This is a genomic window from Nocardia asteroides, assembly GCF_021183625.1.
In the GTDB taxonomy this organism is placed as follows: domain Bacteria; phylum Actinomycetota; class Actinomycetes; order Mycobacteriales; family Mycobacteriaceae; genus Nocardia; species Nocardia asteroides_A.
The window spans coordinates 4,950,382-4,972,760 of the sequence record NZ_CP089214.1; the positions used below are offsets into that span (position 1 = coordinate 4,950,382).

A 22,379-nucleotide genomic window follows, 5' to 3' on the forward strand; every position below is an offset into this window, starting at 1 on the left:
GGTGTTTCCCGATATCCCCCCGCGCGGGGGCGTGCCACCATCGGAGCATGTCCCCCGCCACCGCCACACCCGTGCCCGCCTCCCCGCCGCGGCTGGTGCGGCGCACCGGCGGCCGGGTGATCGGCGGGGTCGCGGGCGGGGTCGCGGATCACCTCGGCATCCCGGTCTTCCAGGTGCGGATGGCCTTCGTGCTGCTCTCCGCGCTGGCCGGGGCGGGCATCTTCGGCTACGGCCTGCTCTGGCTCTTCACCCCGGCGGGGGCGGACACCGAGGAGGTCTCCGGCGAGGAGCGGCGGCAGGCGGTCGGGCTGGTACTGCTCGGCATCGGGCTCGCGGTGGCGGTGTCCTGGGTGTTCAGCGGGCGGGTCGCTGGCATCGTCGCGCCCATCGTGGTGGTGGCGGTCGGCGCCGCGCTGGTCTGGCGCGAGTACGACGCCGACGGCGGCGGGCCGCGCTCGCTGCTCGGGCTGCCCGCCAAGCCGACGGTGATCACCTGGTCCCGGATCATCGCCGGGGTCACCCTGGTCGTGGTCGGGCTCGGCGTCGTCGTGCTGGCCAGGATCGACCTCGGCTCGCTGGGGCCCGCGCTGCTCGCGGTCGGGGTCACGCTGGTCGGCGCCGGGCTGCTCACCGTCCCGCTCTGGGTGAAGACGGTGCGCGCGCTGAACGCCGAGCGCGCCGCCCGGATCCGGAACGAGGAGCGCGAGGAGATCGCCTCGCACCTGCACGACTCCGTGCTGCAGACGCTCGCGCTGATCCAGCGCCAGGCGGCCGACGCGCAGGAGGTGGTGCGGCTGGCCCGCAGCCAGGAGCGGGAGCTGCGGCGCTGGCTCTTCGAGGACGCGGGGCCCGCGCAGTCCAGCCTGGCCGCCGCGCTGCGCACGATCGCGGGCGAGGTGGAGGACCAGCACGGGGTGAAGGTCACCCCGGTGACCGTCGGCGACGTCAGCATGGACGTCGGCGACACCGGGAGCGGGCTGCCGAAGGAGCACTTCACCGCGCTGCTCGGGGCGGGCCGGGAGGCGCTGGTGAACGCGGCCAAGCACGCGGGCGTCCCGGAGATCGACCTCTTCGCCGAGGCCGAGCCGCATCAGGTGAGCGTGTTCGTCCGGGATCGGGGCATCGGCTTCGACCCCGGCGACATCCCGGCCGACCGGCAGGGGCTCGCGCGCTCGGTGCGCGGCCGGATCGAGCGGCGCGGCGGGACCGTCGAGGTGCGCTCCACCCCCGGCCGCGGCACCGAGGTGCGGATCGTCATGCCGCGCAGCGACTCCGGGGTGGCGGAGATCGTGCCCGATCCCGGCGATGCGGTGCCGGACGACCCGGCGGCGGGCGCGGAGGCGGCTCGGACGGTCCCGTTCCGGCCCGGCCCGACGGCCGGGGCGTGAGCTCTCACCGGCATGATGACCCCGTGACGAGGAGGAGTAACCGGTGAGTGTGCGCGTCTTTCTGGTCGACGATCACGCCGTCTTCCGGTCGGGGGTCAGGGCCGAGCTGGGGCGGGAGGCGGATATGGAGGTGATCGGCGAGGCGGGCGGCGTCGCCGACGCGGTCTCCGGCATCAACACCGCGCGGCCCGACGTGGTGCTGCTTGACGTGCACATGCCGGACGGCGGCGGCGTCGCGGTGCTCAACGGCATCGACGACGGCCCGGTCTGCCTGGCGCTCAGCGTCTCCGACGCCGCCGAGGACGTCATCGCGGTGATCAGGGCGGGCGCCCGCGGCTACGTCACCAAGACCATCTCCGGCGCCGAACTCGCCGACGGCATCCGCCGGGTCGCCGGCGGCGACGCCGTCTTCAGCCCGCGCCTGGCCGGCTTCGTGCTCGACTCCTTCACCGGCCGCTCCCCGGTGCCGGAGCCGCCGCTCGACCCCGAGCTGGACTCGCTCACCCCGCGCGAGCTGGAGGTGCTGCGGCTGCTCGCCCGCGGCTACACCTACCGGGAGATCGCCGAGGCGCTCTTCATCTCGGTGAAGACGGTGGAGACGCACGCCTCCAACGTGCTCCGCAAGACCCAGCAGTCCAACCGCAACGCCCTGACCCGCTGGGCGCACCGCCGCCGGATCGACTGAACCGCTACAGCGCGACGATGATCAGCGCGATCACCAGCACCAGCCCGATGAGCAGCCCGGCGGCGACCGCGAGCGGCGCGCCGGGGTTGCTGCTGAAGCCGCCACCGCCGCTGCCGGTACCGCTGCCGAGCCGCTGTTGCTGCTGCGGCGCCGCCTGCGCCCCCGCGTGCTGCCGGTGCGGGCGGGGCAGCGGGGTGGAGTGCGGGCTGCGCTGCCCGGAGGCGGAGTTGCGCGCGGCCCAGGCCGGGATGGTGCCGTCCTCGGTGCGCACCGGCGCGCCGAGGATGTACGGGGCCGTGCCGGGACCGAATGCGGCGGTGAGGATCTCGTCGCGCGCCTCGGCCATGCTGGGCCGGCGCTGCGGGGCGGGTTCCATCATGTGCAGCAGCGCGGTGGTGAGGACGCCGCTGCGGGTGGGCGGGATGATCTGCGCCATGGCGGCCCGCGTCACGACGGCGTCGCTGTCGTCGTCGAAGCCGAAGGGCGGCTGGCCCTCGATGGCGGTGTAGAGCGTCGCGCCGAGCGAGAAGACGTCGCTGGCGGTGGTCGGCACCGCGCCGCGCGCGACCTCCGGCGGGAGGTAGGACGGGGTGCCGGTGATGATGCCGTCCTGCTGGTCGGCGGGGTCGCCCGCGCCGCTGGAGATACCGAAGTCGCTGAGCTTGGCCTTGCCCACCTCGGGGCCGCGGTCGGCGACCAGGATATTGCCCGGCTTGATGTCGCGGTGCACGATCCCCGCCGCGTGCGCGGCCGCCAGCGCATCCGCCACCTGGGCGCCGATCTGCGCCACCTCGACCGGGGGCAGCGCCTCCACCAGCGACAGCGCCTTGGCGAGGCTGCGCGAGGGCAGGTGCTCCATCACCAGCCAGGGCTCGCCCGCCTCCAGCACCACGTCGTAGACCGCGATGGCGTGCTCGTGCGAGAGCTTCGCCGCGACCCGGCCCTCGTGCATGATCTGCTCCCGCACCGCCCGCGCCGTCGCCTCGTCCAGCCCGGCCGTCGTGAGCACCTGCTTGATCGCCACGTCCCGGTTCAGCAGCCGGTCGAGCGCGAGCCACACGGCGCCCATGCCACCGCCGCCGATCTTCGACTGGAGCCGGTACCGGCCTGCCACCAGGTAGTCCGGGCCGATGATGGGGCGGGGGCGATCGATCATGGTGTGCAGGGTAGTCGAAAGCCCCGGTAGCCGACCTGATTCGGGGCGGGGGTGAGACGGGCGTCCGGTTCGGCCGGTGGAGCCGACCCGGGGTCGGCTTCCCCTCCCCGTCACTCGAACGTATATTCGATTGCGGATCGATAGCTGGCAGCCGGAGGTGAGGGTGACATGGAGCAATCGCGCCACCCCTCGCCGGGTTTGCCCAACCCTGCCGCGAACCCGGCCCGCCGAAGGCGGGCCCGATGAGACAGCTCGCTGTGTGGTGTGCGGACTGGCCTGCCGTGGCCGCGGCTGCGACGGCCGGGATCCCGGGGCATCGTCCGGTGGCGGTGCTCGCCGCCAATCGGGTGGTCGCGTGCACCGCGACGGCACGGGCGGCTGGGGTCCGGCGCGGCCTGCGGCGGCGCGAGGCCCAGGCCCGCTGCCCGGAGATCTTCCTGGCGCGCGAGGACCACGACCGCGACGCCCGCCTCTTCGAGCCGATCGTCACCGCCGTGGAGGCGACGGTGCCCGGCGTCGAGGTGCTGCGCCCCGGCCTGCTGGTGCTCGCCGCCCGCGGCGCCGCCCGCTACTTCGGCTCCGAGGAGCTCGCGGCCGAGCGGCTGGTCGACGCGGTGGCGGCGGCGGGCGCGGAGGCGGCGATCGGGATCGCCGACGCGCTCTCCACCGCCGTGCTCGCCGCCCGCCGCGGCGCCGTCGTCGCGCCGGGCGAAGGCAGGGATTTCCTCGCCCCGCTCCCGATCGCCGAGCTCGCGGCCGAGCCGGGCGCGGACGCGAAGTACCGCGCCGACCTGGTCGACCTGCTGCACCGCCTCGGCCTGCGCCGGATCGGCGACTTCGCCGCGCTCACCCCGGCCGAGATCGCCTCCCGCTTCGGCGCCGACGCCATCGCCGCGCACCGCTGCGCCCGCGCGCTGCCGGAGCGCACCGTCTCCGCGCGCCGCCCGCCGCCCGAGTTCACCGTGGTGTACCGCTGCGACCCGCCGATCGACCGGGTGGACGCCGCCGCGTTCGCCGGCCGCATGCTCGCCACCAGGCTGCACGCCGCGCTCGCCGCCGCCGGCACCGCCTGCACCCGGCTGGTGGTGAGCGCGGAGACCGAAGCGGGCGAGGAGCTCTCCCGGGTCTGGCGCTGCGCCGAGCCGCTCACCGCGGCGGGAACGGCGGACCGGGTGCGCTGGCAGCTGGACGGCTGGCTCACGCACCGCTCCCGCCCGACCGGGCCGATCACCGTGCTCCGGCTGGAGCCGAGCGAGGTGGTGCCCGCCGGTGCGCTGCAGCTCGGGCTGTGGGGCGGGTCGGGGGAGACCGAGGGGCAGGCGCGCCGCGCGCTGATCCGGGTGCAGGGGCTGCTCGGCGGGGAGGCGGTGCAGTTCGGGGTGCTCAGCGGGGGTCGCGGGCCGGGGGAGCGGGTGACCATGGTCGCGCTCGGCGACGAGCGGGTGCCCGCCGCCGATCCGGCGCTGCCCTGGCCGGGCAGGCTGCCCGAGCCCGCACCCGGCGTCGTCCTCGTCGACCAGCCCGCGGTGCTGCTGGAGGCCGCCGACGGCGCCGCCGTCGAGGTCACCGAGCGCGGCGTCTTCAGCACCGCCCCGGCCCGGCTGCGCTGGGGCAGCCGGGAGTGGGCGCTGGCCGGCTGGGCCGGGCCGTGGCCGGTGGACGAGCGCTGGTGGGCACCGGGCTCGGCGACGGTCCGCGCCCGCGCGCAGATCCGGCTGGACGGCGAGCCGGCGGACGCCAGGGTGCTGCTGCTCGCCTACCGGGACGGCGGCTGGCGCGCCGAGGGCGTCTACGACTGACCGCGCGCCATCTCCGCCGCCAGGGTCTCGCCCGCGTAGCCCAGCGCCGCGACGTACTCCGGGAGCGCGAACCGGCGCGTCATCTCGTCGGTATCGACATCCTCGACGCGCTCGTGCACCCACCACAGGTGGCCCTGCGGATCGCGAAAGCGGGCGATCGCGTCGCCGAACGGCAGCACGGCAGGCTCGGTCACGATCCGGGCGCCGCGCTCGCGCGCCGCGCGCACCGCCGCGGTGAGATCGGGCACGTACACCCGCGTATGGGCGGGGGTCGGCGGCCACTCGGGCGGTGCGTCGAACAGCATGAGCGACCCGCCGCAGAGTTCGATCTCGACGTGATTGATCATCGCGCCGTTCATGACGCGGCTGCCGCTGCGCTCGGTGGCGCCGAAGACGCCGGCGAGGAATTCCAGCTCGGCCTCGGTGTCGCGCGAGATGATCCAGCTCGCGACCGGTGCGACCCCGGCGGGCGCCGGGCCGGTGGGGGTGTTCGTCATGGTGCCTCCTCCCTGTTGCTCACCCCGATCGTCGCAGCGGCCACCGACATTCGCCGCCCGCGGTGCGCGCCTCCGTGCCCGGCGTCACCAGTGCGTGCCTGGTACCCACCGCCCGACCCGGCGCAGCGCGGTCCCGGTGACCCGCAGCGGCGTCGAGCGCGATCGCGCGGGCTCGGCCCACCCCGAATCCTCCTGCGGCGCAGCCTCGTTCTCGCCCTTCGCGGCGGGGGAGTCGGGCAGTGCGCGGTAGTAGCGGTGCAGGATGCGGTCGCGCAGCTTCGGGGTGAGCAGCGCCCCGTACTCGGCGATGGTGCCGAGCGGCACGTCGATCCGCCGCGGCCGCTCGACCAGCGCCCGCACGATGGTGGCCGCCGCCCACTCCGGCGTCTCGGCGGGCCCCTGGTTCCCGCTCGGCGCGATCATCGGGGTGCGCACCAGCGGCATGTGGATGGTCGTGAAGGTCACCCCGTCGGCCATCGTCTCCACCGCAGCCACCTCGGTGAACTTGTCCAGCGCCGCCTTGCTGGCCAGGTACGCGGCGAAGCGCGGCGTTGCCACCTGCACCCCGGCGCTGCTGATGTTCACGATGTGCCCGAAGCGCCGCTCGCGCATCTGCGGCAGCAGCGCGAGGGTGAGCCGGAGCGCGCCGAAGTAGTTCACCGCCATGGTGCGCTCGAAGTCGTGCAGCCGGTCGGTGGAGCGGTGGATCGCGCGCCGGATGGAGCGGCCCGCGTTGTTGACCAGCATGTCCACGTGGCCGTGGTCGTCGAGGATGGCGCGGACCGTGCGCTCCACCGACTCGCCCTCGGTGATGTCGCACGGGTAGCCGTACGCGTCGCCGCCGGCCGCGCGCACCTCGGCGACCGCCTCGTCGAGCTCGTCCGCGCGCCGGGCCAGCAGGAACACCGTGGCGCCCTTGGCCGCGGTGGCGAGCGCGGCGGCCCGGCCGATCCCGGAGGAGGCGCCGGTGATGAGCACGTGGCGGCCGGTCAGAGTTTCACCCATGGGCTGAACTTACTCTCAAGTAAGATGACCTGCCAAGATCCAAATTCAATGAGAAACTTATATAAGTTTCTGCTAGAAATGAGGGGTGCCCGACCTCGATCCCGCCACCCTGACCTCCGTCATGGAGCAGTTCACCCGGATGTTCATCCGCCTGCCCGCGGTGCAGCGGCGCAGCTTCACCACGCTCTCGGTGCTGCACACGCTGGCCGGTCGCGGCCCGCAGCGGCTCTCCGCGCTCACCGCGGGCGAGCAGGTCACCCAGCCCGCCATCACCCAGATCGTGGCCAAGCTGGAGCGCGACGGGCTGGTGGCGCGCGGCCCCGACCCCAGCGACGGCCGCGCGGTGCTGGTCCGGATCACCCCGCGCGGCGAGGCGGCGGTGGCGAGCAGGCGCACCGCCCGGGTGGCGCGGATGGCCGAGCTCGTCGCGCTGCTGGAACCGGAGCACCGCGCCGCGCTGACCGCCGCGCTCCCCGCGCTGGCCCGGCTGGCCGAACTCGACGACGAACGGAACCGCTGATGGAACGCCGCCCCATCCACGTGCCCGACGCGGTGCTCGGCGATCTCCGGCAGCGGCTCGCCCTGACCAGGAGGGCCGCCGTCCCCGGCGACGGCTACGGCGTCTCCGGCGACTACCTGCGCGAACTGTGCGAGTACTGGCGCACCGAGTACGACTGGCGCGCCGCCGAGGCCGCCATGAACGCCTACGACCACTACCGGGTGACCGTCGACGGCGTCCCGGTGCACTTCCTGCGCAGGCCGGGCGTCGGCCCCGCGCCGCGGCCGCTGATCCTCACGCACGGCTGGCCGTGGACCTTCTGGCGCTGGTCGAAAGTGCTGGAGCCGCTGGCCGATCCCGGCGCGCACGGCGGCGACCCGGCCGACGCCTTCGACCTGATCGTGCCCTCGCTCCCCGGCTTCGGCTTCTCCGGCCCGCTCGACCGCGCCGACCTGAACTTCTGGACGATCGCCGAGCTCTGGCACACGCTGATGACCGATGTCATGGGGTTCGAGCGCTACGCCGCCGCGGGCTGCGATGTCGGGGCGCTGGTCACCGCCGAGCTCGGGCACCGGTACCCGGACGAGCTGTACGGCATCCACATCGGCTCCGGGCAGCCGCTCACGCTCTTCAACGGCGAGCGCGGCTGGGACGTCAGCGGCGGCAGGCCGATCCCGGACGACCTGCCCGGCCCGGCCAGGGACCGGCTGATCGCCCTCGAGCACCGTTTCGCGGTGCACCTGGCCGCGCACACGCTGGCGCCGGACACCCTGGCGCACGCCCTCGCCGATTCGCCCGCGGGCATGCTGGCCTGGATCCTGGAGCGCTGGACCTCGTGGAGCGACTGCGGCGGCGACGTCGAGCGGGTGTTCCCGCGCGACGACCTGCTCACCCAGGCCACGATCTACTGGGTCACGAACTCGATCGGCACCTCGATGCGCACCTACGCCAACAACAACCGCCACCCCTGGACGCCGGCGCACGACCGGAAACCCGTGGTCCAGGCGCCGACCGGGGTGACGCTGGTGGCGCACGAGAATCCGCCCGGCGTGCCGACCGCCGAGCGCGCCGCGTGGTTCCGCGCCACCCGGGCGGAGTGGTATCGGCTGGCGGAGGTCACCGTGCACGAACGCGGCGGCCACTTCATCCCCTGGGAGATCCCCGGCGAATGGGTCGCTGACCTGCGCCGGACCTTCCGGTCGGTGCGCTGATCCGCCGATAACCGCGAGGTTGCGAACAGATGTTCGATCCGCACTCGAAACGTTCGAACACATGTGCGATACTCGGCGCATGGCGGACGATCGGATGGCGGATATCTACGCCGCGGTGCGGCTCGGAGGTGTTGACCGTGCGGCAGCGCGACGCGCGCTCACGGAGGTATGGGAGGAGCTCGGCGAGGACGGTGATCCCGTGCAGCGGTGCGTGGTCGCGCACCACCTCGCCGACGTCCAGGATTGCGCGGAGGACGCGCTGTACTGGGATCAGCGGGCGCTGGCGGCGGTCTTCGCCTACGGCGTCCCGCTGGACGAGGGGCTACGCGGCTTCCTCCCCTCGCTCTACCTGAATTTGGCCGACAGCCAGCGCCGGACCGGCGATTTCGAGTCGGCCCGGATGCAGCTGACCATCGCGCGCGGCCATCTCGACGTGCTGGCCCACGACGCGTACGGCGACATCATCCGGTCCGGGCTGGAGCACGTGGAGCAGGCGCTCGCGGCGGGCTCCACCGAGCGGCTCTCGGCCTGAGGCGCGGTCGTGGGCTGGGATCACGGCCCGCCCACCTGGGCGGAGATGGAGCGGATGCTCTCCGGCCGCCGCTCGGGGCGCGCCGATCCGGCGTCGATGCACCCGGGCGACGGCGGCGACAGCCCGGCGTGGTCGCGCAAGCGCGGCGCGTACCGGGCCGGGCCCGCGGCGCCCGCGAGCGCGACGGTGCCCTACGCGGAGCTGCACGCGCATTCGGCGTACAGCTTCCTCGACGGCGCCGTGCACCCCGAGGAGCTGGTGGAAGAGGCGGCGCGGCTGGGGCTCTCGGCGCTCGCGCTGACCGATCACAACGGCTTCTACGGCACCGTGCGCTTCGCCGAGGCGGCCAAGGAGTGGGGGCTGCCCACCGTCTTCGGCGTCGAGCTCTCGCTGGGCTCCGCGCCGGAGCGGGGGCGTCCCTCGGTCGCGGGCTGCGGTGCTCCCTCTTCCCGGGAGGAGGGCCGGGAAGAGGGAGCACCGGGTTTCCCGGACGGCTGGAGCGGTGCGGATTTCGGGGAAGGCCGGGGTACGGCGGCGGCTGGTCCGGAGCGGGCCGAGCGCGCGGTGCGCGGCGGCGCGCGGCGGGGCGGCCGATCGGCGGGCGGATCAGCCCTGCGCAATCGCGGGGCGCGTGGTCCCGCGGTCCAGGCCGCGCCGACCGGGGCCGGAGCGGTCGGCGGGCACGCGCAGGCACCGGATTCCGCGCCGCGCACCGGCGAGCCCGATCCGGCCGGCCCGCACCTGCTCGTCCTCGCCCGCGGCGCCGAGGGGTACCGCAGGCTCTCCCGCGAGGTGGCCGCCGCGCACCTGGCGGCGGGGGAGAAGGGCATCCTGCGCTACGACCTGGACGCGCTCACCGCCGCGGCGGGCGGCCACTGGCACATCCTCACCGGCTGCCGCAAGGGAACGGTGCGCCGCGCCCTCGCGCTCGACGTGCTCGCCCGCGACTCCCACACCCCGCGCGCCGAGGCCGCGCTGCGCGACCTGGTGGAGCGCTTCGGCGCCGACCGGGTGAGCGTCGAGCTCACCCACCACGGCATCCCGGAGGACGACGAGCGCAATGCCCTGCTGATCGCGCTCGCCGACCGGGCCGGGCTCCCGGTGCTCGCCACCACCGGCGCGCACTTCGCCGCCCCCGCGCACCGCCGCCGCGCCATGGCGCTCGCCGCGATCAGGGCCAACCGCGGCCTGGACGAGATGGCGGGCTGGCTGGCCGCGGCGGGCGGGGCGCACCTGCGCTCCGGAGCGGAGCTGGCCGAGCTCTTCGCCGACTCCCCGGCCGCGCTGGCGCACGCAGCCGAGCTGGGCCGCGAGTGCGCCTTCGACCTCCGGCTCATCGCCCCCACGCTGCCGCCCTTCGACGTCCCGCCCGGCCACGACGAGCTCTCCTGGCTGCGTGAGCTCAGCTATCGGGGCGCCGCGAAGCGCTACGGCCCGCGCGCGGAGAACGAGCCCGCCTACGCCCAGATCGAGCACGAGCTCACGGTGATCGGCCGGATGAAGTTCCCCGGGTACTTCCTCGTGGTGCACGACATCGTGGACTTCTGCCACCGCAACGGCATCCTCTGCCAGGGCAGGGGCTCCGCGGCGAACTCCGCGGTCTGCTACGCCATCGGCATCACCAATGTCGACCCGGTCGGCAACCACCTGCTCTTCGAGCGGTTCCTCGCGCCGGAGCGGGACGGCCCGCCCGACATCGACCTCGATATCGAGTCCGACCGCAGGGAGGAGGCCATCCAGCACGTCTACGGCCGGTACAGCAGGGAGAACGCCGCGCAGGTGGCGAATGTGATCACCTACCGGGGCAAGTCGGCGGTGCGCGACGCCGCGCGGGCGCTCGGCTTCTCGCCCGGCCAGCAGGACGCCTGGAGCAAACAGGTGAGCCGGTGGTCCGGGGTCGCCGCCGAGACCGGCACCGACATCCCCGCCGACGTGCTCGAGCTGGCGTCCGAGCTGGAGGGGCTGCCGCGGCACCTCGGCATCCACTCCGGCGGCATGGTGATCTGCGACCGGCCGATCGCCGACGTCTGCCCGGTGGAGTGGGCCCGGATGGCGGGCCGCAGCGTGCTGCAGTGGGACAAGGACGACTGCGCCGCCATCAACCTGGTGAAGTTCGACCTGCTCGGGCTCGGCATGCTCTCCGCGCTGCACTACATGATCGACCTGGTGCGCGAGCACATCGGCGAGACCGTGGAGCTGCACGCCATCGATCTCGGCGAGCCGGCGGTCTACGCCATGCTGACCAGGGCCGATTCGGTCGGCGTCTTCCAGGTGGAGTCGCGGGCCCAGATGGCGACGCTGCCCCGGCTGAAGCCGCGCGAGTTCTACGACCTGGTGGTCGAGGTCGCGCTGATCCGCCCCGGCCCGATCCAGGGCGGCTCGGTGCACCCCTACATCCGCCGCCGCAACGGCGAGCCCTACCGGCTCGACCACGAGGCGCTGCGCCCCACCCTCGAGCGCACCTACGGCGTGCCGCTCTTCCAGGAGCAGCTCATGCAGCTCGCCGTCGACGTCGCCGGCTTCACCGCCGCCGAGGCCGACGAGCTGCGCCGGGCCATGGGCTCCAAGCGCTCCAGGGCCCGCATGGAGCGGCTGAAGGACCGACTCTTCGCCGGCATGCGGGAGCGGCACGGAATCACCGGCGAGGTGGCCGAGCGGATCTACGAGCAGATGTACGCCTTCGCGAATTTCGGCTTCCCGGAGAGTCATTCGCAGAGCTTCGCGGCGCTGGTCTTCTACTCCGCGTGGTTCAAGTTGCACTACCCGGCGGCGTTCTGCGCCGGGCTGCTGCGCGCCCAGCCCATGGGGTTCTACTCGCCGCAGTCGCTGGTCGCCGATGCCCGCAGGCACGGCGTCGCGGTGCACGGGCCGGACGTGAACGCGAGCCGCGCCGAGCCGACCCTCGAGCGCCGCGGCACCGAGGTGCGGCTCGGCCTGGCCGCGGTGCGGCACATCGGCGACGAACTGGCCGCCCGCATCGTCGCCGCGCGCGACAAGGACGGCCCCTACACCTCCTTCACCGACCTCACCGGCCGGGTCGAGCTCACCGTGCCGCAGGCGGAGTCGCTCGCCACCGCGGGCGCGCTCGGCGCACTGGCCGGTCCGCGCCGCTCGGCGCTCTGGGCGGCAGGCGCGGCGGCGGGGGAGCGGCCGGACCGGCTGCCCGGCATCGGCGCAGCCACCGCGGCGCCGTCGCTGCCCGGCATGAGCGGGCTCGAGCTGGCCGCCGCCGATGTGTGGGCCACCGGCGTCTCACCGGACAGCTACCCCACCCAGTTCCTCCGCGCCTACCTGGACAGCATCGACGTGCGCCCGGCATCCGGGCTGCTCGCGGTGCGCGACGGCACCCGGGTGCTGGTGGCGGGCGCGGTGACGCACCGGCAGCGCCCGGCCACCGCGGGCGGGGTCACCTTCATGAACCTGGAGGACGAGACCGGCATGGTGAACGTGGTCTGCTCGGTGGGGCTGTGGCAGCGGCACCGCCGGCTGGCGCAGAGCGCCTCCGCGCTGATCGTGCGTGGCCTCGTCCAGAACGCTGAAGGTGCCGTGAGCGTGGTGGCCGAGCATCTGCAGCCGCTGGACCTGCGGATGGCGTCGAAGTCGCGGGACTTCCGGTAGCGGGCCGCTACGCTGCGCTCATGCGGAAGGTTGCGGTGTTCTGTGCCGGGCTGCTCGGGCTCGCCCTGCTCGTCGGTTGCGGGGCGGACGGCTCCGAAAGCGCGCCCGGCGCACCCGATTCCACCGTCGCCGCGCCCGCCGTGAGCCCGCCCGGGCTGCGCGAGCAGGGCGCACCGGCGCCGTCGGACAACGAGCAGGCGCCGGACACCACGCGCAAGGAGGTCGTCACCGGCGACGTCGCGCTGGTCGCCGACGACCCGATCGCCGCCGCGGGCACCATCGCCGACCGGGTGCGCGCCCTCGACGGCCGGGTGGACAGCCGCACCGAGCAGCCGCGCACCGACGAGAACGACGGCGGCTCCGGCTACCGCCCGTTCCCGCAGGGGCCGAGCGCCTCGCTCACCGTGCGCGTCCCGAGCGACCGCACCGACGCCTTCGTCGACGGCCTCGGCCAGGTCGGCCGGATCACCAGGATCAGCCTGAACCGCGCCGACGTCACCATGCAGTGGGAAGATCTCGACGCCCGCATCCGCGCCCTCCAGACCTCCGTCGACCGCCTGCGCGCCCTCATCGCCGGCGCCACCAATACCGCCGACCTGATCGCCGCCGAGCAGGCGCTCTCCTCCCGCCAGGGCGAGCTGGACAGCCTGATCTCGCAGCGGCGGCTCCTCGACGACCAGGTCGCGCTCTCCACCCTGAGCATCTCGGTCACCACCCCCGCGGCCAACCCGGTCGACGACGACGAGCCGAGTTCCTTCTGGGGCGGCATCGTCGCCGGGTGGAACGGGCTGGTCGACTGGCTCGGGGACGCGGTGGTCGCCGCGGGCAAGGCTGTCCCTTGGCTCGCCTTCCTCGCCGTCATCGGCGGGCTGATCTTCGCGATCGTCCGCGCCGTGCGCCGCCGTCGCAGCGGTCCGGGCGCCGAGCCCGCCCCCGGCAAGGCGTGGGCCGAGCCGGAACCGGCGAAAGCCGCACCGGCGCAGCCGGAATCATCCGCTGCGAAGACCCCCGATGCCGACCGTCCGCGCGACGATCACCCCGAACAGCCGTAAAGGCACGCTTCGAGAACGGCCGAACCCGGTTGAATGTTTACGGCTGTGCACATAAGCTGGCCGTCAGACATCCCACTGTGGAAGGAAGCCGATGCCAGCGCTGCCCTGGACCCGTGGAGTACACCACCCCTCGAACGGGGAGACTCTCCATGTCCTCACCTCCCGCCTCCCCCTGAACCGCTACAGCGACATCCCGCGGTTCCTCCGCTGGACCCTGCGGATCCGCGGCCAGCTACGCCGGGCGCCGGGCTGCGTCGGCTACACACTCGACGCCCGCCTGCTCAGCAAGACGTTCTGGACGCTGTCGGCGTGGTCGGACGAGGCATCGATGGAGGCATTCGTCCGCAGCGACGCCCACGCCCTGATGCTGGCCGACATGAAAGGCCGGGTGGGCGCACCGGGCTTCATCACCTCCCCGGCGACGCCGGACCAGCTCCCCCTGTCCTGGTCGGACGCCCGCGACCGCCTCACCGGCCACCAGCGCTAGACCCCGCCGGAAAACCCCTGCTGCCGCCACGCCTCGTACACCGTCACCGCCGCCGCATTCGACAGATTCATCGACCGCCGCCCCGGCACCAGCGGAATCCGCACCCGCGCCGTCACCCGCGGATCGGCGAGCACCTCCTCCGGCAACCCCGTCGGCTCGGTCCCGAACAGCAGCACGTCCCCCGGCTGGTAGGCGACATCCGTATACCGCACCTCCCCCTGCGTACTGAACGCGAACACCCGCTCCGGCCGGATCACCGCGAACGCCGTCTCCAGATCGGCATGCACCCGCACCGAAGCCAGATCGTGGTAATCCAGCCCCGCCCTGCGCAGCTTCGCCTCCGACAGGTCGAACCCCAGCGGCTCGATCAGATGCAGCTCACACCCGGTCCCCGCGACCAGGCGGATCGCATTGCCGGTGTTCGGCGGAATGCACGGTTCGTGGAACATCAGATGAAACACAAGGGCGAATCCTCTCAGATCACGGCGGGCCGGAGAGTTCGGACGTCGGGATCGCCGCTGCGGCGGACCGAGGCATGGCGCAGGATGGGGGCTATGGGCGTGAGCTCCTCGGAGTCGGTCGCGGCACCGCCGCATCCGGCGCTCGCCGGGCTGGTCGGCGAGTACGCCGAGTTCAGCGAGCGGGCCGGTGGGCCCGTTGTGCGGTACGAGCCGGCGAATGCCGGGGCGGTGCTGGTGGTCGAGTTCGCCGATCCGCTGGTCGTCGCCGATGTGGCGGAGCCCGCGGTGTCGCGCACCTGGCGGGCATTCGTGGCCGGGCCGAGCCTGGGGCCGACGCGGACCGAGCACGCCGGGGTGCAGCACTGTGTTGAGGTGCGGCTGACGCCGCTCGGGCTGTACCGGATGGCGGGGAATGTGTCCGAACTGGCGGATCGGGCGGTCGGATTGGGCGAGCTGTTCGGCAGGGAAGGCGGCGAGCTGTCGGACAGGATTGCGGCACAGCATGATTCAGCGAGCAGATTCGCCGTGCTGGACGCGCTGTTCGGCCGGGCCGCGGCGGATGGCCGGGAGCCGGACCCCGAGGTCTCCTACGCCTGGTACACCCTGCGGCGCACCGGCGGCACGGCGCCGATCGCCGCGATCCGCACCGAGATCGGCTGGAGCCGGGCCCGGCTGGCGCGCCGGTTCCGCGCCCAGGTCGGGCTCACGCCGAAGGCGGCGGCCAGGGTGATCCGCTTCGGCCGGGCCGCCGCCCTGCTCCGTGCGCCGGACCCGCGGCCGCTGGCCGCGATCGCCCTCTCCTGCGGCTACGCCGACCAGGCCCACTTCACCCGTGACTTCCGCGAGTTCGCCGGCCGCCCGCCGGGTACGTGGGCCGCCGACCAGGGTTCACCCGCGCCGCGCGAGTGAACATTCCTTCAAGACCGGAGCCGCGCCGCGCGCCTAGGGTCGGGCGAACCACCTGAACGGAGGGAACCATTCATGACCGGTGAACCGAGCTTTTTCGAGATCGGCGTCCCCGACGCCATCCGCGCCCGCGCGTTCTACGAGCGCCTTTTCGGCTGGAAGACCCACGAGACGAAGCCCGGCGGCCCGGCGTGGCTGGAAACCGGCGGCGTCCGCGGCGGCGCGCACAACGGCGACGAGGATCGCCGAATCGAACTCTTCTTCCGAGTCGATGACATCGAGGCCGCGGCGCGGAAGGTCCGCGAACTGGGCGGCGAGGCCGACGATCCCGGCCCGGAAACACCGGGCTTCGGCCGCTTCGCCTTCTGCCGCGACGACCAGGGCGTGCGATTCGGGCTGCACCAGCCGGGTCTGTCACAATCGCAGGCGTGACAGACCCGACCGTGGCGCGGCGCGAATCCGGAGGCGGCAGCTGGGGTGCGCAGTTCCTGCGCTGTCACCTGCCGATGGTGGTCGTCGGGCTGGTCGTGCTGGTGGCGATCGTCTTCGTCGCCTCCGATCGCTGGCGCCGCGGCGCCTTCATCTTCGGCAGCGCGGCGCTGCTCGCCGCCGTTTTCCGGCTGTGCCTGCCGACGGTGCGGGTGGGGCTGCTCGCGGTGCGCGGCAAGCCGTTCGACGTGGCGGCGCTGAGCCTGCTCGGCAGCACCATCGTCTTCCTCGCCGCCACCATCAACACGCTCGGCGTCGGTTAGCGGTTCGCCCGCGCCAGCTCGGCGGTGCGGGCCAGCAGAACCGAGATCTGCTCGGCCTCGGTGAGGAAACCGTCGTGGCCGTCCCTGGAGTGGATGATGTCCAGCCCGGTGCAGCCGGGCAGCAGCCCGGCCAGTTCGCGCTGGGTGCGCAGCGGGTAGAGCCGGTCCGAGTCGACCCCGCCGACCACGCACGGCACCGGGGTCGAGCCGAGCGCCGCCGCGACCCCGCCGCGGCCGCGGCCGACGTCGTGCCGGTTCATGGCCTCGGAGAGCAGCACGTAGGTGGCGGCGTCGAACCGCGCGACCAGCTTCTCCGCCTGGTGCTCCAGGTAGCTCTGCACCGCGTACCTGCCGCCGTCCCACGGATCCTCGCCGTCCTGCGGCAGGTTCTCGAAGCGGTAGTCCAGCTCGGCCTCGGTGCGGTAGCTGAGGTGCGCGATCCGGCGGGCGACGGCGAGCCCGGTCACCGGAGCGCTGCCGGTGCCGTGGTAATCGCCGCCCTGCCAGGCCGGATCGCCGACGATGGCGGCGATCTGGGTGGTCTGGGTGCCGATCTGGTCGGCGGTGGCGCGCGCGCCGACGGCGAGGACCAGCGCCGCGCTCACCCGCTCCGGATGGCCGACCATCCACTCCAGCACCCGCATGCCGCCCATGGAGCCGCCGATCGCGGCGGCCAGCCGCTCGATGCCGAGCAGGTCGGCGAGCGCGATCTCGGCGGTCACCTGGTCCCGGATGGAGATGTCCGGGAACCGGCTGCCCCACGGCCTTCCGTCGGGTGCGGGCGACGACGGGCCCGTGCTTCCCTTGCAGCCACCGAGCACATTGGTGGCGATCACGCACCACTCGTCGGTGTCCAGCGGGGCGCCGGGGCCGACCATGCCCGCCCACCAGCCCGGCGCCGGGTTGTCCGGGGCGGCCGCGACGTGCGCGTCGCCGGTCAGCGCGTGCTCGACCAGGATCACGTTGTCCAGCGCGGGGGAGAGTTCGCCCCAGCGCTGCACGGCGAGCCGCACATCGGGGACGACCGCGCCGTTCTCCAGCTTGATGTCGCCCACCGCGAGCACGCCGGAGGTGCCGTCCGGCGGCGGTAGCAGGGCGGTGCCCGGTGCGGTACTCACGGTCACGACGCCGCGTCGAAGCCCGCGCGCAGGTCGGCCAGGATGTCCTGCAGCCCCTCGATGCCGACGGCGAGCCGGACCAGCCCCGGCGTGACGCCGGAGCTCGCCTGCTCGTCGGGGGTGAGCTGGGAGTGCGTGGTGGAGGCCGGGTGGATCACCAGCGAGCGCACGTCGCCGATATTGGCGACGTGGCTGTGCAGTGTCAGCGCGTCGACGAACTTCTTGCCCGCCTCGACGCCGCCCTTCAGCTCGAAGGCGATCACCGCGCCCGCGCCCTTCGGCGTCAGCTGCCTGCCGCGCTCGTACCAGGGCGAGGTGGGCAGCCCGGCGTAGGCGACCGAGGTGACCGCCGGGTGCGTCGCGAGGAACTCGGCGACCGCCTGCGCGTTCTGCACGTGCCGCTCCATGCGCAGGCTCAGCGTCTCGATGCCCTGGCTGATCAGGAAGGCGTTGAACGGCGAGACCGCGGAGCCGAGGTCGCGCAGCAGCTGCACCCGCGCCTTGAGCGCGAAGGCGGGCGCGCCGAGCTCGGCGAAGACTGCTCCGTGGTAGCTGGGGTCCGGGGTGGTGAAGCCGGGGAAGCGATCCTCGCCGGATTCGGTCTTTCCGGTCCAGTCGAAGGTGCCGCCGTCGACGATCGCCCCGGCGATGGCGGCGCCGTGGCCGCCCAGGTACTTGGTTGCCGAGTGCACGACGATGTCGGCGCCGTGCTCCAGCGGCCGCAGCAGGTACGGGGTGGCCACCGTGTTGTCCACGATCAGCGGGACGCCCGCCTCGTGCGCGACGGCGGAGATGCCGGGCAGGTCGAGGATGGCGCTGCTCGGGTTGGCGATGGTCTCGCCGTAGAACGCCTTGGTGTTCGGCCGGACGGCGCCGCGCCACTGCTCGAGGTCGTCCGGGTCGGCCACGAAGGAGACGGTGATGCCCAGTTTGGGCAGGGTGTAGTGCAAGAGGTTGTAGGTGCCGCCGTAGAGGTGCGGGCTGGAGACGATGTGATCACCGGCGTTCGCCAGGTTCAGGATGGCGAAGGTCTCGGCCGCCTGGCCCGAGGCGACGACCAGCGCCGCGACGCCGCCCTCCAGGGCCGCGATCCGCTGCTCCACCACGTCCTGGGTGGGGTTCATGATCCGGGTGTAGATGTTGCCCGGCTCGGCGAGGCCGAAGAGCGCCGCGGCGTGCGCGGTGTCCCGGAAGGTGTACGACGTGGTCTGGTAGATCGGCAGGGCGCGGGCGCTGGTGCTGCCGTCGGGAGCCTGACCCGCGTGCACCTGCTTGGTCTCGAAGGACCAGTTCGCGGTGGGATCGGTCGTCTCGGTCACGTGTTACCTCCAGAAGAGCGCGCTTGCTCCCGGCCGTCGGGAGCCGGGTCATCACCCGGAGCACCCCGCCGCTGCTGGAGGGTTGCCGGCCAGCGAGCCGGGGCTTCGCGCTGGCACTCATGACCTGTTCCACATCGTAACCGGACCGGGGTCTGCCGATCGAACCCCGGCGTGGAGTTATCCACAGGTGACCGTTGTGAATGCGGTCACAGGGGTTCGCGGACCTTTCCGAGTGGGTGGGTGCTGCGCCACGCGTGCCCCTCGTCGTACGCTCGAACGGTGCGCAAGGGGCGTGTCCTCGGTCACGCCGGAGCTACTCGCGGGTAACGAGCCGGGGTGCCCGAAGGGGCGACCCTCGCCGTGCAATGCGAGGTCGGGCAGCAGTACGCTTGTCTTGTTTGCACCACAGGGTCTCGCCGACCAAGCGGGACATAGACGTTGTCTGTTGGACAGCTGGGGTCCGCTCACAAGCGTGTTCGCCTGGCCGTGCAATGAGGGCACACACCCTAGGAGGACACGAAGATCCATGTCCAAGATCAAGGTTGAAGGCACCGTCGTAGAGCTCGACGGCGACGAGATGACACGGATCATCTGGCAGTTCATCAAGGACAAGCTGGTCCACCCGTACCTCGACGTGAACCTCGAGTACTACGACCTCGGCATCGAGTACCGCGACAAGACCGATGACCAGGTCACCGTGGACGCCGCCGAGGCGATCAAGCGGCACGGCGTCGGTGTCAAGTGCGCCACGATCACCCCGGACGAGGCGCGGGTCGAGGAATTCGGGCTGAAGAAGATGTGGCGGTCGCCGAACGGCACCATCCGCAACATTCTCGGCGGCACGATCTTCCGCGCGCCGATCATCATCTCCAACGTCCCGCGGCTGGTGCCGGGCTGGACCAAGCCGATCATCATCGGCCGCCACGCCTTCGGTGACCAGTACCGCGCCACCGACTTCAAGGTGTTCGAGGCGGGCACCGTCACGCTCACCTTCACCCCGGAGGACGGCAGCGAGCCGATCGTGCACGAGGTCGTGAAGATGCCGGAGGACGGCGGCGTCGTCATGGGCATGTACAACTTCAAGAAGTCCATCGAGGACTTCGCGCGGGCCTCGTTCAACTACGGCCTGCAGCAGAACTACCCGGTCTACATGTCGACCAAGAACACCATCCTCAAGGCGTACGACGGCATGTTCAAGGACACCTTCCAGGAGGTGTTCGACGCCGAGTTCAAGAGCCAGTTCGACGCCGCCGGGCTCACCTACGAGCACCGGCTGATCGACGACATGGTCGCCTCCTCCATGAAGTGGGAGGGCGGCTACGTCTGGGCCTGCAAGAACTACGACGGCGACGTGCAGTCCGACACCGTCGCGCAGGGCTTCGGCTCGCTCGGGCTGATGACCTCGGTGCTGCTCACCCCGGACGGCCAGACCTGTGAGGCCGAGGCCGCGCACGGCACCGTCACCAGGCACTTCCGCCAGCACCAGCAGGGCAAGCCGACGTCGACCAACCCGATCGCGTCGATCTTCGCCTGGACCCGCGGGCTCGAGCACCGCGGCAAGCTGGACAACACCCCCGAGGTGATCGGCTTCGCGCAGACGCTGGAGGACGTCGTCATCAAGACGGTCGAGGGCGGTCAGATGACCAAGGACCTCGCCGCGCTGGTCGGCGGCGACCAGGGGTACCTCAGCACCGAGGAGTTCCTCGGCGCGCTCGACGTCAACCTGGCGCGCGCGCTGCGCTGATCCCGTCCCCGACCGGCCCCCGTTCCGCTGCGCGCGGGGCGGGGGCCGGTCCGGTGCTACCGGCCGCCTGCCACCTGCTCTTCGTTCACCTCGAAGGTGAGCGCCGCGTCGCGCAGGTTGGTGGCGTTGGCCTGGAAGACGCCGACGAGCTGGGACAGGGTGTCGAAGACGCCGTCCCGGTTCACCCTGTACCCCTTCTCGCCCTCGGCGAACTGATTGCCCGCCTTGTCGTCGCCCCACGGCTCGCCCTTGCTGGAACAGGCATGGCTGAGGGTGTCCAGGATGTGCTGGGTGGTGTTCGCGACCTCCTCGAATCCGGCCGCGGCCCGGCGCACTCCATCGGGGTCGATCTCCACTGACTGGCTCATTGCGCTGGCTCCCTCGCGTTGCCTGCGGGTATCGCTGTCCTGCATTCACTGTGCCGGGCAACGGGGCTGCTCCGATACCGGTGCCGGTCCATTTAACGACGGTTTAACGCACAGTGAACATCCCTCCCGCATACTGGATTTCGGCGGCCTGTGCGTTCGCCGGTCGCGCAGCTCTCGGTCGGACGGCGAAGGAGATCGCACGGAATGAACAGTCCGCAGCCCGATCCCGCCGCCACTCCGGATATCGCGCTCAAGCTGGGTGCGGCCGCCGCCGCGGAGCCGCAGGCGCCGCCCGGCACCGGCGTCCCCCCGGCGGGTGATCCGCCCCCGGACGATGCCGCGGTCGCGATCGAGCGGCAGGCGACCGAACTCGCGCAGGAGATCGCCAGGGCGCTCGCCGCCGCGGGCCCGGAGGGGTGGCAGCGGCTGGAGGCGCACTTCGCCGTCACGGTCGCGGGCGGGGTGGCCTACACGCTGTACCACGGGGATGCCGAGGCGGTGGCCCGGCTGGAGCCCGCCGCGGAGATCATCGAACTGGCCGAGCGCCAGCGCGCGGTCTCGGCCGAGCTCGGTGACGGCCCGTGGTGGCGGATGGTGCTGCAGCTCGACACCGCGCTGCGGCTCGAGGTCGACTACGACTACGGCGACGAGCCCTTCCCCGACGATCAGCTGCTGATCCCGGAGGCGTACCTGGCCGATCTGCGGGCCTTCCCGCGCCGCCGGGTGCCGGTCTGGCTGGCGGCCTACGTCGGCCACGCCGACCGGCAGCGCCGGTCCCCGCGGCTGGCGGAGGCGCAGGCGCGGGCTGATCGGGAGGCCGGTGTCGCGCCGGTGCGCTCCATCGCGGATTTCCCCGCGCTGCCCGTGCTCTGGGCGCGCTGGGCGGTGATCGCGGCGGCCTTCGTCGCCGTCGGCTCGGCGTGGGGGCCGCGAATCCTGCCCGCGCTCGGCGTCTTCGATGGCGCTTCCCGCGGCGGCGCCACGCTGTACGTGTTGCCTGGCGGTCGCGCGGTGCTGTCCGGCGGGGTGTGGGAGGCTCCCGAGCTCGATGCCGCCTACAACGGCGGCGAGCCCATGCCGGAGCTCTACGCCGGTGCCCCGGGGTGGGTGGCCGACCAGGTGCTCAATCCGCGGGCCGCGCGCGGCGTGCTGTCGTTCTGCTACTGGTGGGAGCGGGACAGCTGGTTCCGCGGCGCCTCGGCGCCCGCGGACCGGCTCACCACCGCCGTCCCCGGCGTGTGGACGGCGGAGACCGCCGTCGATGTGGTCTGCGGGGTGGTGAGCGCCGACCCGAGCGATCGGCAACGCGCGGCCGCGGCGAACCTGGTGGCCGCCGCGGAGTCCGGCGTGGTGTCCCGCGGGACGCTGGCCGCCCTGTTCGACAACCCCTCCGACGACCTCGACGGGGCGCTGTACCAGCTGTCGCTGGCCGGCCTGGTGCTGGAGATCCCGGACGAGCTGCCGCGGGACCGCGCGATCGCCCTGGTGCGCGAACACATACTCGGTCTCGGGGTCGACACCTCCGACTACCCCGTCGACCAGCTGGTCGCGGAGCGGCTGAGCGTGGGCTGGATGGTCTTCGCGCCGACCGGGCCCGGCGAGATCGCGATCGGCCGCGCCCTGTTCTACATCGCGGACGACGGTGTGATCGAGCAGTCCTCGTCCTCCGTTCCGCCGTCCCGCTACGCCATCGGCTTCGCGGAGCGCTTCCGCGATCGGAAGACCCGCGCCGCCGCCGACTTCACCCTGTGAACTCCGCGCCCGTCCTCCTCGGGTAGGCGC

General features: G+C 72.9%; 21 protein-coding genes and 1 riboswitch. Of the genes, 14 read left to right on the forward strand and 7 right to left on the reverse strand.

The annotated features are described in order from the left end of the window. The first annotated feature begins 47 nt into the window (after positions 1 to 47). The gene (locus LTT61_RS23050) at positions 48 to 1,388 is read left to right on the forward strand and encodes an ATP-binding protein (RefSeq protein ID WP_233016138.1); all 1,341 of its coding nucleotides are present in this window, start codon (positions 48 to 50) and stop codon (positions 1,386 to 1,388) included. Positions 1,389 to 1,437: 49 nt separating this feature from the next. Next, positions 1,438 to 2,073, forward strand: a complete 636-nt coding sequence (locus tag LTT61_RS23055) for a response regulator (RefSeq protein ID WP_233021152.1) — start codon at positions 1,438 to 1,440, stop codon at positions 2,071 to 2,073. A gap of 4 nt (positions 2,074 to 2,077) precedes the next feature. Here LTT61_RS23055 and LTT61_RS23060 read toward each other — a convergent pair whose 3' ends face one another. Beyond that, on the reverse strand, positions 2,078 to 3,229 hold the full coding sequence (locus LTT61_RS23060) for a serine/threonine-protein kinase (RefSeq protein WP_233016139.1): 1,152 nt from the start codon (positions 3,227 to 3,229) through the stop codon (positions 2,078 to 2,080). 242 nt (positions 3,230 to 3,471) lie between these two features. On the opposite strand from LTT61_RS23060, the gene LTT61_RS23065 reads away from it, so the two are divergent. Next, positions 3,472 to 5,028 (forward strand): DNA polymerase Y family protein, encoded by a 1,557-nt coding sequence (locus tag LTT61_RS23065; RefSeq protein WP_233016140.1) that lies wholly within the window; start codon positions 3,472 to 3,474, stop codon positions 5,026 to 5,028. Here LTT61_RS23065 and LTT61_RS23070 read toward each other — a convergent pair. Next, on the reverse strand, positions 5,019 to 5,525 hold the full coding sequence (locus tag LTT61_RS23070; RefSeq protein ID WP_233016141.1) for a VOC family protein: 507 nt from the start codon (positions 5,523 to 5,525) through the stop codon (positions 5,019 to 5,021). The genes LTT61_RS23065 and LTT61_RS23070 overlap by 10 nt on opposite strands. 84 nt (positions 5,526 to 5,609) lie before the next feature. Further along, positions 5,610 to 6,530, reverse strand: a complete 921-nt coding sequence (locus LTT61_RS23075; RefSeq protein ID WP_233016142.1) for an SDR family NAD(P)-dependent oxidoreductase — start codon at positions 6,528 to 6,530, stop codon at positions 5,610 to 5,612. A gap of 85 nt (positions 6,531 to 6,615) precedes the next feature. Here LTT61_RS23075 and LTT61_RS23080 point away from each other — a divergent pair, with 85 nt between their 5' ends. From LTT61_RS23080 to LTT61_RS23105, 6 genes are all read left to right on the forward strand, one after another. Further along, on the forward strand, positions 6,616 to 7,050 hold the full coding sequence (locus LTT61_RS23080; protein WP_233016143.1) for a MarR family winged helix-turn-helix transcriptional regulator: 435 nt from the start codon (positions 6,616 to 6,618) through the stop codon (positions 7,048 to 7,050). Next, positions 7,050 to 8,240 carry an epoxide hydrolase family protein gene (locus tag LTT61_RS23085; protein ID WP_233016144.1) on the forward strand — a complete coding sequence of 397 codons (1,191 nt, stop codon included), beginning with the start codon at positions 7,050 to 7,052 and terminating at the stop codon, positions 8,238 to 8,240. The genes LTT61_RS23080 and LTT61_RS23085 overlap by 1 nt, the downstream gene beginning before the upstream one ends. Positions 8,241 to 8,319: 79 nt before the next feature. Next, positions 8,320 to 8,772: a hypothetical protein gene (locus tag LTT61_RS23090; RefSeq protein ID WP_233016145.1), complete on the forward strand. Its 453-nt coding sequence runs from the start codon at positions 8,320 to 8,322 to the stop codon at positions 8,770 to 8,772. Between the two features lie 96 nt (positions 8,773 to 8,868). Beyond that, entirely contained in the window at positions 8,869 to 12,390 is a 3,522-nt protein-coding gene (locus tag LTT61_RS23095) for an error-prone DNA polymerase (protein ID WP_420094825.1), read from the forward strand. Between the two features lie 20 nt (positions 12,391 to 12,410). Then, positions 12,411 to 13,442 carry a DUF4349 domain-containing protein gene (locus tag LTT61_RS23100; protein ID WP_233016147.1) on the forward strand — a complete coding sequence of 344 codons (1,032 nt, stop codon included), beginning with the start codon at positions 12,411 to 12,413 and terminating at the stop codon, positions 13,440 to 13,442. 91 nt (positions 13,443 to 13,533) lie between these two features. Further along, positions 13,534 to 13,929 (forward strand): antibiotic biosynthesis monooxygenase, encoded by a 396-nt coding sequence (locus LTT61_RS23105; RefSeq protein WP_233016148.1) that lies wholly within the window; start codon positions 13,534 to 13,536, stop codon positions 13,927 to 13,929. Here LTT61_RS23105 and LTT61_RS23110 read toward each other — a convergent pair. Beyond that, entirely contained in the window at positions 13,926 to 14,390 is a 465-nt protein-coding gene (locus LTT61_RS23110) for a tRNA (cytidine(34)-2'-O)-methyltransferase (protein WP_233016149.1), read from the reverse strand. The two genes, LTT61_RS23105 and LTT61_RS23110, sit on opposite strands and share 4 nt — an antisense overlap. 93 nt (positions 14,391 to 14,483) lie before the next feature. On the opposite strand from LTT61_RS23110, the gene LTT61_RS23115 reads away from it, so the two are divergent. From LTT61_RS23115 to LTT61_RS23125, 3 genes are all read left to right on the forward strand, one after another. After that, a complete protein-coding gene (locus LTT61_RS23115; protein WP_233016150.1) occupies positions 14,484 to 15,299 on the forward strand; it encodes a helix-turn-helix domain-containing protein in 816 nt (271 codons plus the stop codon). A 72-nt stretch (positions 15,300 to 15,371) separates the two neighbouring features. Then, the gene (locus LTT61_RS23120; RefSeq protein WP_233016151.1) at positions 15,372 to 15,728 is read left to right on the forward strand and encodes a VOC family protein; all 357 of its coding nucleotides are present in this window, start codon (positions 15,372 to 15,374) and stop codon (positions 15,726 to 15,728) included. A gap of 74 nt (positions 15,729 to 15,802) precedes the next feature. Continuing rightward, positions 15,803 to 16,048 carry a DUF3017 domain-containing protein gene (locus LTT61_RS23125; RefSeq protein WP_233021153.1) on the forward strand — a complete coding sequence of 82 codons (246 nt, stop codon included), beginning with the start codon at positions 15,803 to 15,805 and terminating at the stop codon, positions 16,046 to 16,048. Here LTT61_RS23125 and metX read toward each other — a convergent pair. Both metX and LTT61_RS23135 read right to left on the reverse strand, forming a co-directional pair. Beyond that, positions 16,045 to 17,172: a homoserine O-acetyltransferase MetX gene (gene metX / locus LTT61_RS23130; RefSeq protein WP_420094687.1), complete on the reverse strand. Its 1,128-nt coding sequence runs from the start codon at positions 17,170 to 17,172 to the stop codon at positions 16,045 to 16,047. The genes LTT61_RS23125 and metX overlap by 4 nt on opposite strands. After that, the gene (locus tag LTT61_RS23135) at positions 17,169 to 18,485 is read right to left on the reverse strand and encodes a bifunctional o-acetylhomoserine/o-acetylserine sulfhydrylase (RefSeq protein ID WP_233016153.1); all 1,317 of its coding nucleotides are present in this window, start codon (positions 18,483 to 18,485) and stop codon (positions 17,169 to 17,171) included. Before LTT61_RS23135 ends, metX begins: the two co-directional genes overlap by 4 nt. A 14-nt stretch (positions 18,486 to 18,499) precedes the next feature. Beyond that, positions 18,500 to 18,610: riboswitch (SAM riboswitch) on the reverse strand. A 401-nt stretch (positions 18,611 to 19,011) separates the two neighbouring features. Here LTT61_RS23135 and LTT61_RS23140 point away from each other — a divergent pair. Then, the gene (locus LTT61_RS23140; RefSeq protein WP_233016154.1) at positions 19,012 to 20,229 is read left to right on the forward strand and encodes an NADP-dependent isocitrate dehydrogenase; all 1,218 of its coding nucleotides are present in this window, start codon (positions 19,012 to 19,014) and stop codon (positions 20,227 to 20,229) included. Positions 20,230 to 20,285: 56 nt separating this feature from the next. Here LTT61_RS23140 and LTT61_RS23145 read toward each other — a convergent pair whose 3' ends face one another. Next, positions 20,286 to 20,597: a hypothetical protein gene (locus LTT61_RS23145; protein WP_233016155.1), complete on the reverse strand. Its 312-nt coding sequence runs from the start codon at positions 20,595 to 20,597 to the stop codon at positions 20,286 to 20,288. 204 nt (positions 20,598 to 20,801) lie between these two features. On the opposite strand from LTT61_RS23145, the gene LTT61_RS23150 reads away from it, so the two are divergent. Then, entirely contained in the window at positions 20,802 to 22,349 is a 1,548-nt protein-coding gene (locus LTT61_RS23150) for a hypothetical protein (RefSeq protein ID WP_233016156.1), read from the forward strand. Positions 22,350 to 22,379: the final 30 nt, after the last annotated feature.

What these genes read in the sequence shown, in the direction of transcription:
- LTT61_RS23050 (WP_233016138.1), top strand. Translation starts at nt 48, where the DNA reads ATGTCCCCCGCCACCGCCACACCCGTGCCCGCCTCCCCGCCGCGGCTG.
- LTT61_RS23060 (WP_233016139.1), bottom strand. Translation starts at nt 3,229, where the DNA reads ATGATCGATCGCCCCCGCCCCATCATCGGCCCGGACTACCTGGTGGCA.
- LTT61_RS23065 (WP_233016140.1), top strand. Translation starts at nt 3,472, where the DNA reads ATGAGACAGCTCGCTGTGTGGTGTGCGGACTGGCCTGCCGTGGCCGCG.
- LTT61_RS23070 (WP_233016141.1), bottom strand. Translation starts at nt 5,525, where the DNA reads ATGACGAACACCCCCACCGGCCCGGCGCCCGCCGGGGTCGCACCGGTC.
- LTT61_RS23075 (WP_233016142.1), bottom strand. Translation starts at nt 6,530, where the DNA reads ATGGGTGAAACTCTGACCGGCCGCCACGTGCTCATCACCGGCGCCTCC.
- LTT61_RS23085 (WP_233016144.1), top strand. Translation starts at nt 7,050, where the DNA reads ATGGAACGCCGCCCCATCCACGTGCCCGACGCGGTGCTCGGCGATCTC.
- LTT61_RS23090 (WP_233016145.1), top strand. Translation starts at nt 8,320, where the DNA reads ATGGCGGACGATCGGATGGCGGATATCTACGCCGCGGTGCGGCTCGGA.
- LTT61_RS23095 (WP_420094825.1), top strand. Translation starts at nt 8,869, where the DNA reads ATGCACCCGGGCGACGGCGGCGACAGCCCGGCGTGGTCGCGCAAGCGC.
- LTT61_RS23100 (WP_233016147.1), top strand. Translation starts at nt 12,411, where the DNA reads ATGCGGAAGGTTGCGGTGTTCTGTGCCGGGCTGCTCGGGCTCGCCCTG.
- LTT61_RS23105 (WP_233016148.1), top strand. Translation starts at nt 13,534, where the DNA reads ATGCCAGCGCTGCCCTGGACCCGTGGAGTACACCACCCCTCGAACGGG.
- LTT61_RS23115 (WP_233016150.1), top strand. Translation starts at nt 14,484, where the DNA reads ATGGGCGTGAGCTCCTCGGAGTCGGTCGCGGCACCGCCGCATCCGGCG.
- LTT61_RS23120 (WP_233016151.1), top strand. Translation starts at nt 15,372, where the DNA reads ATGACCGGTGAACCGAGCTTTTTCGAGATCGGCGTCCCCGACGCCATC.
- LTT61_RS23125 (WP_233021153.1), top strand. Translation starts at nt 15,803, where the DNA reads ATGGTGGTCGTCGGGCTGGTCGTGCTGGTGGCGATCGTCTTCGTCGCC.
- LTT61_RS23140 (WP_233016154.1), top strand. Translation starts at nt 19,012, where the DNA reads ATGTCCAAGATCAAGGTTGAAGGCACCGTCGTAGAGCTCGACGGCGAC.
- LTT61_RS23145 (WP_233016155.1), bottom strand. Translation starts at nt 20,597, where the DNA reads ATGAGCCAGTCAGTGGAGATCGACCCCGATGGAGTGCGCCGGGCCGCG.
- LTT61_RS23150 (WP_233016156.1), top strand. Translation starts at nt 20,802, where the DNA reads ATGAACAGTCCGCAGCCCGATCCCGCCGCCACTCCGGATATCGCGCTC.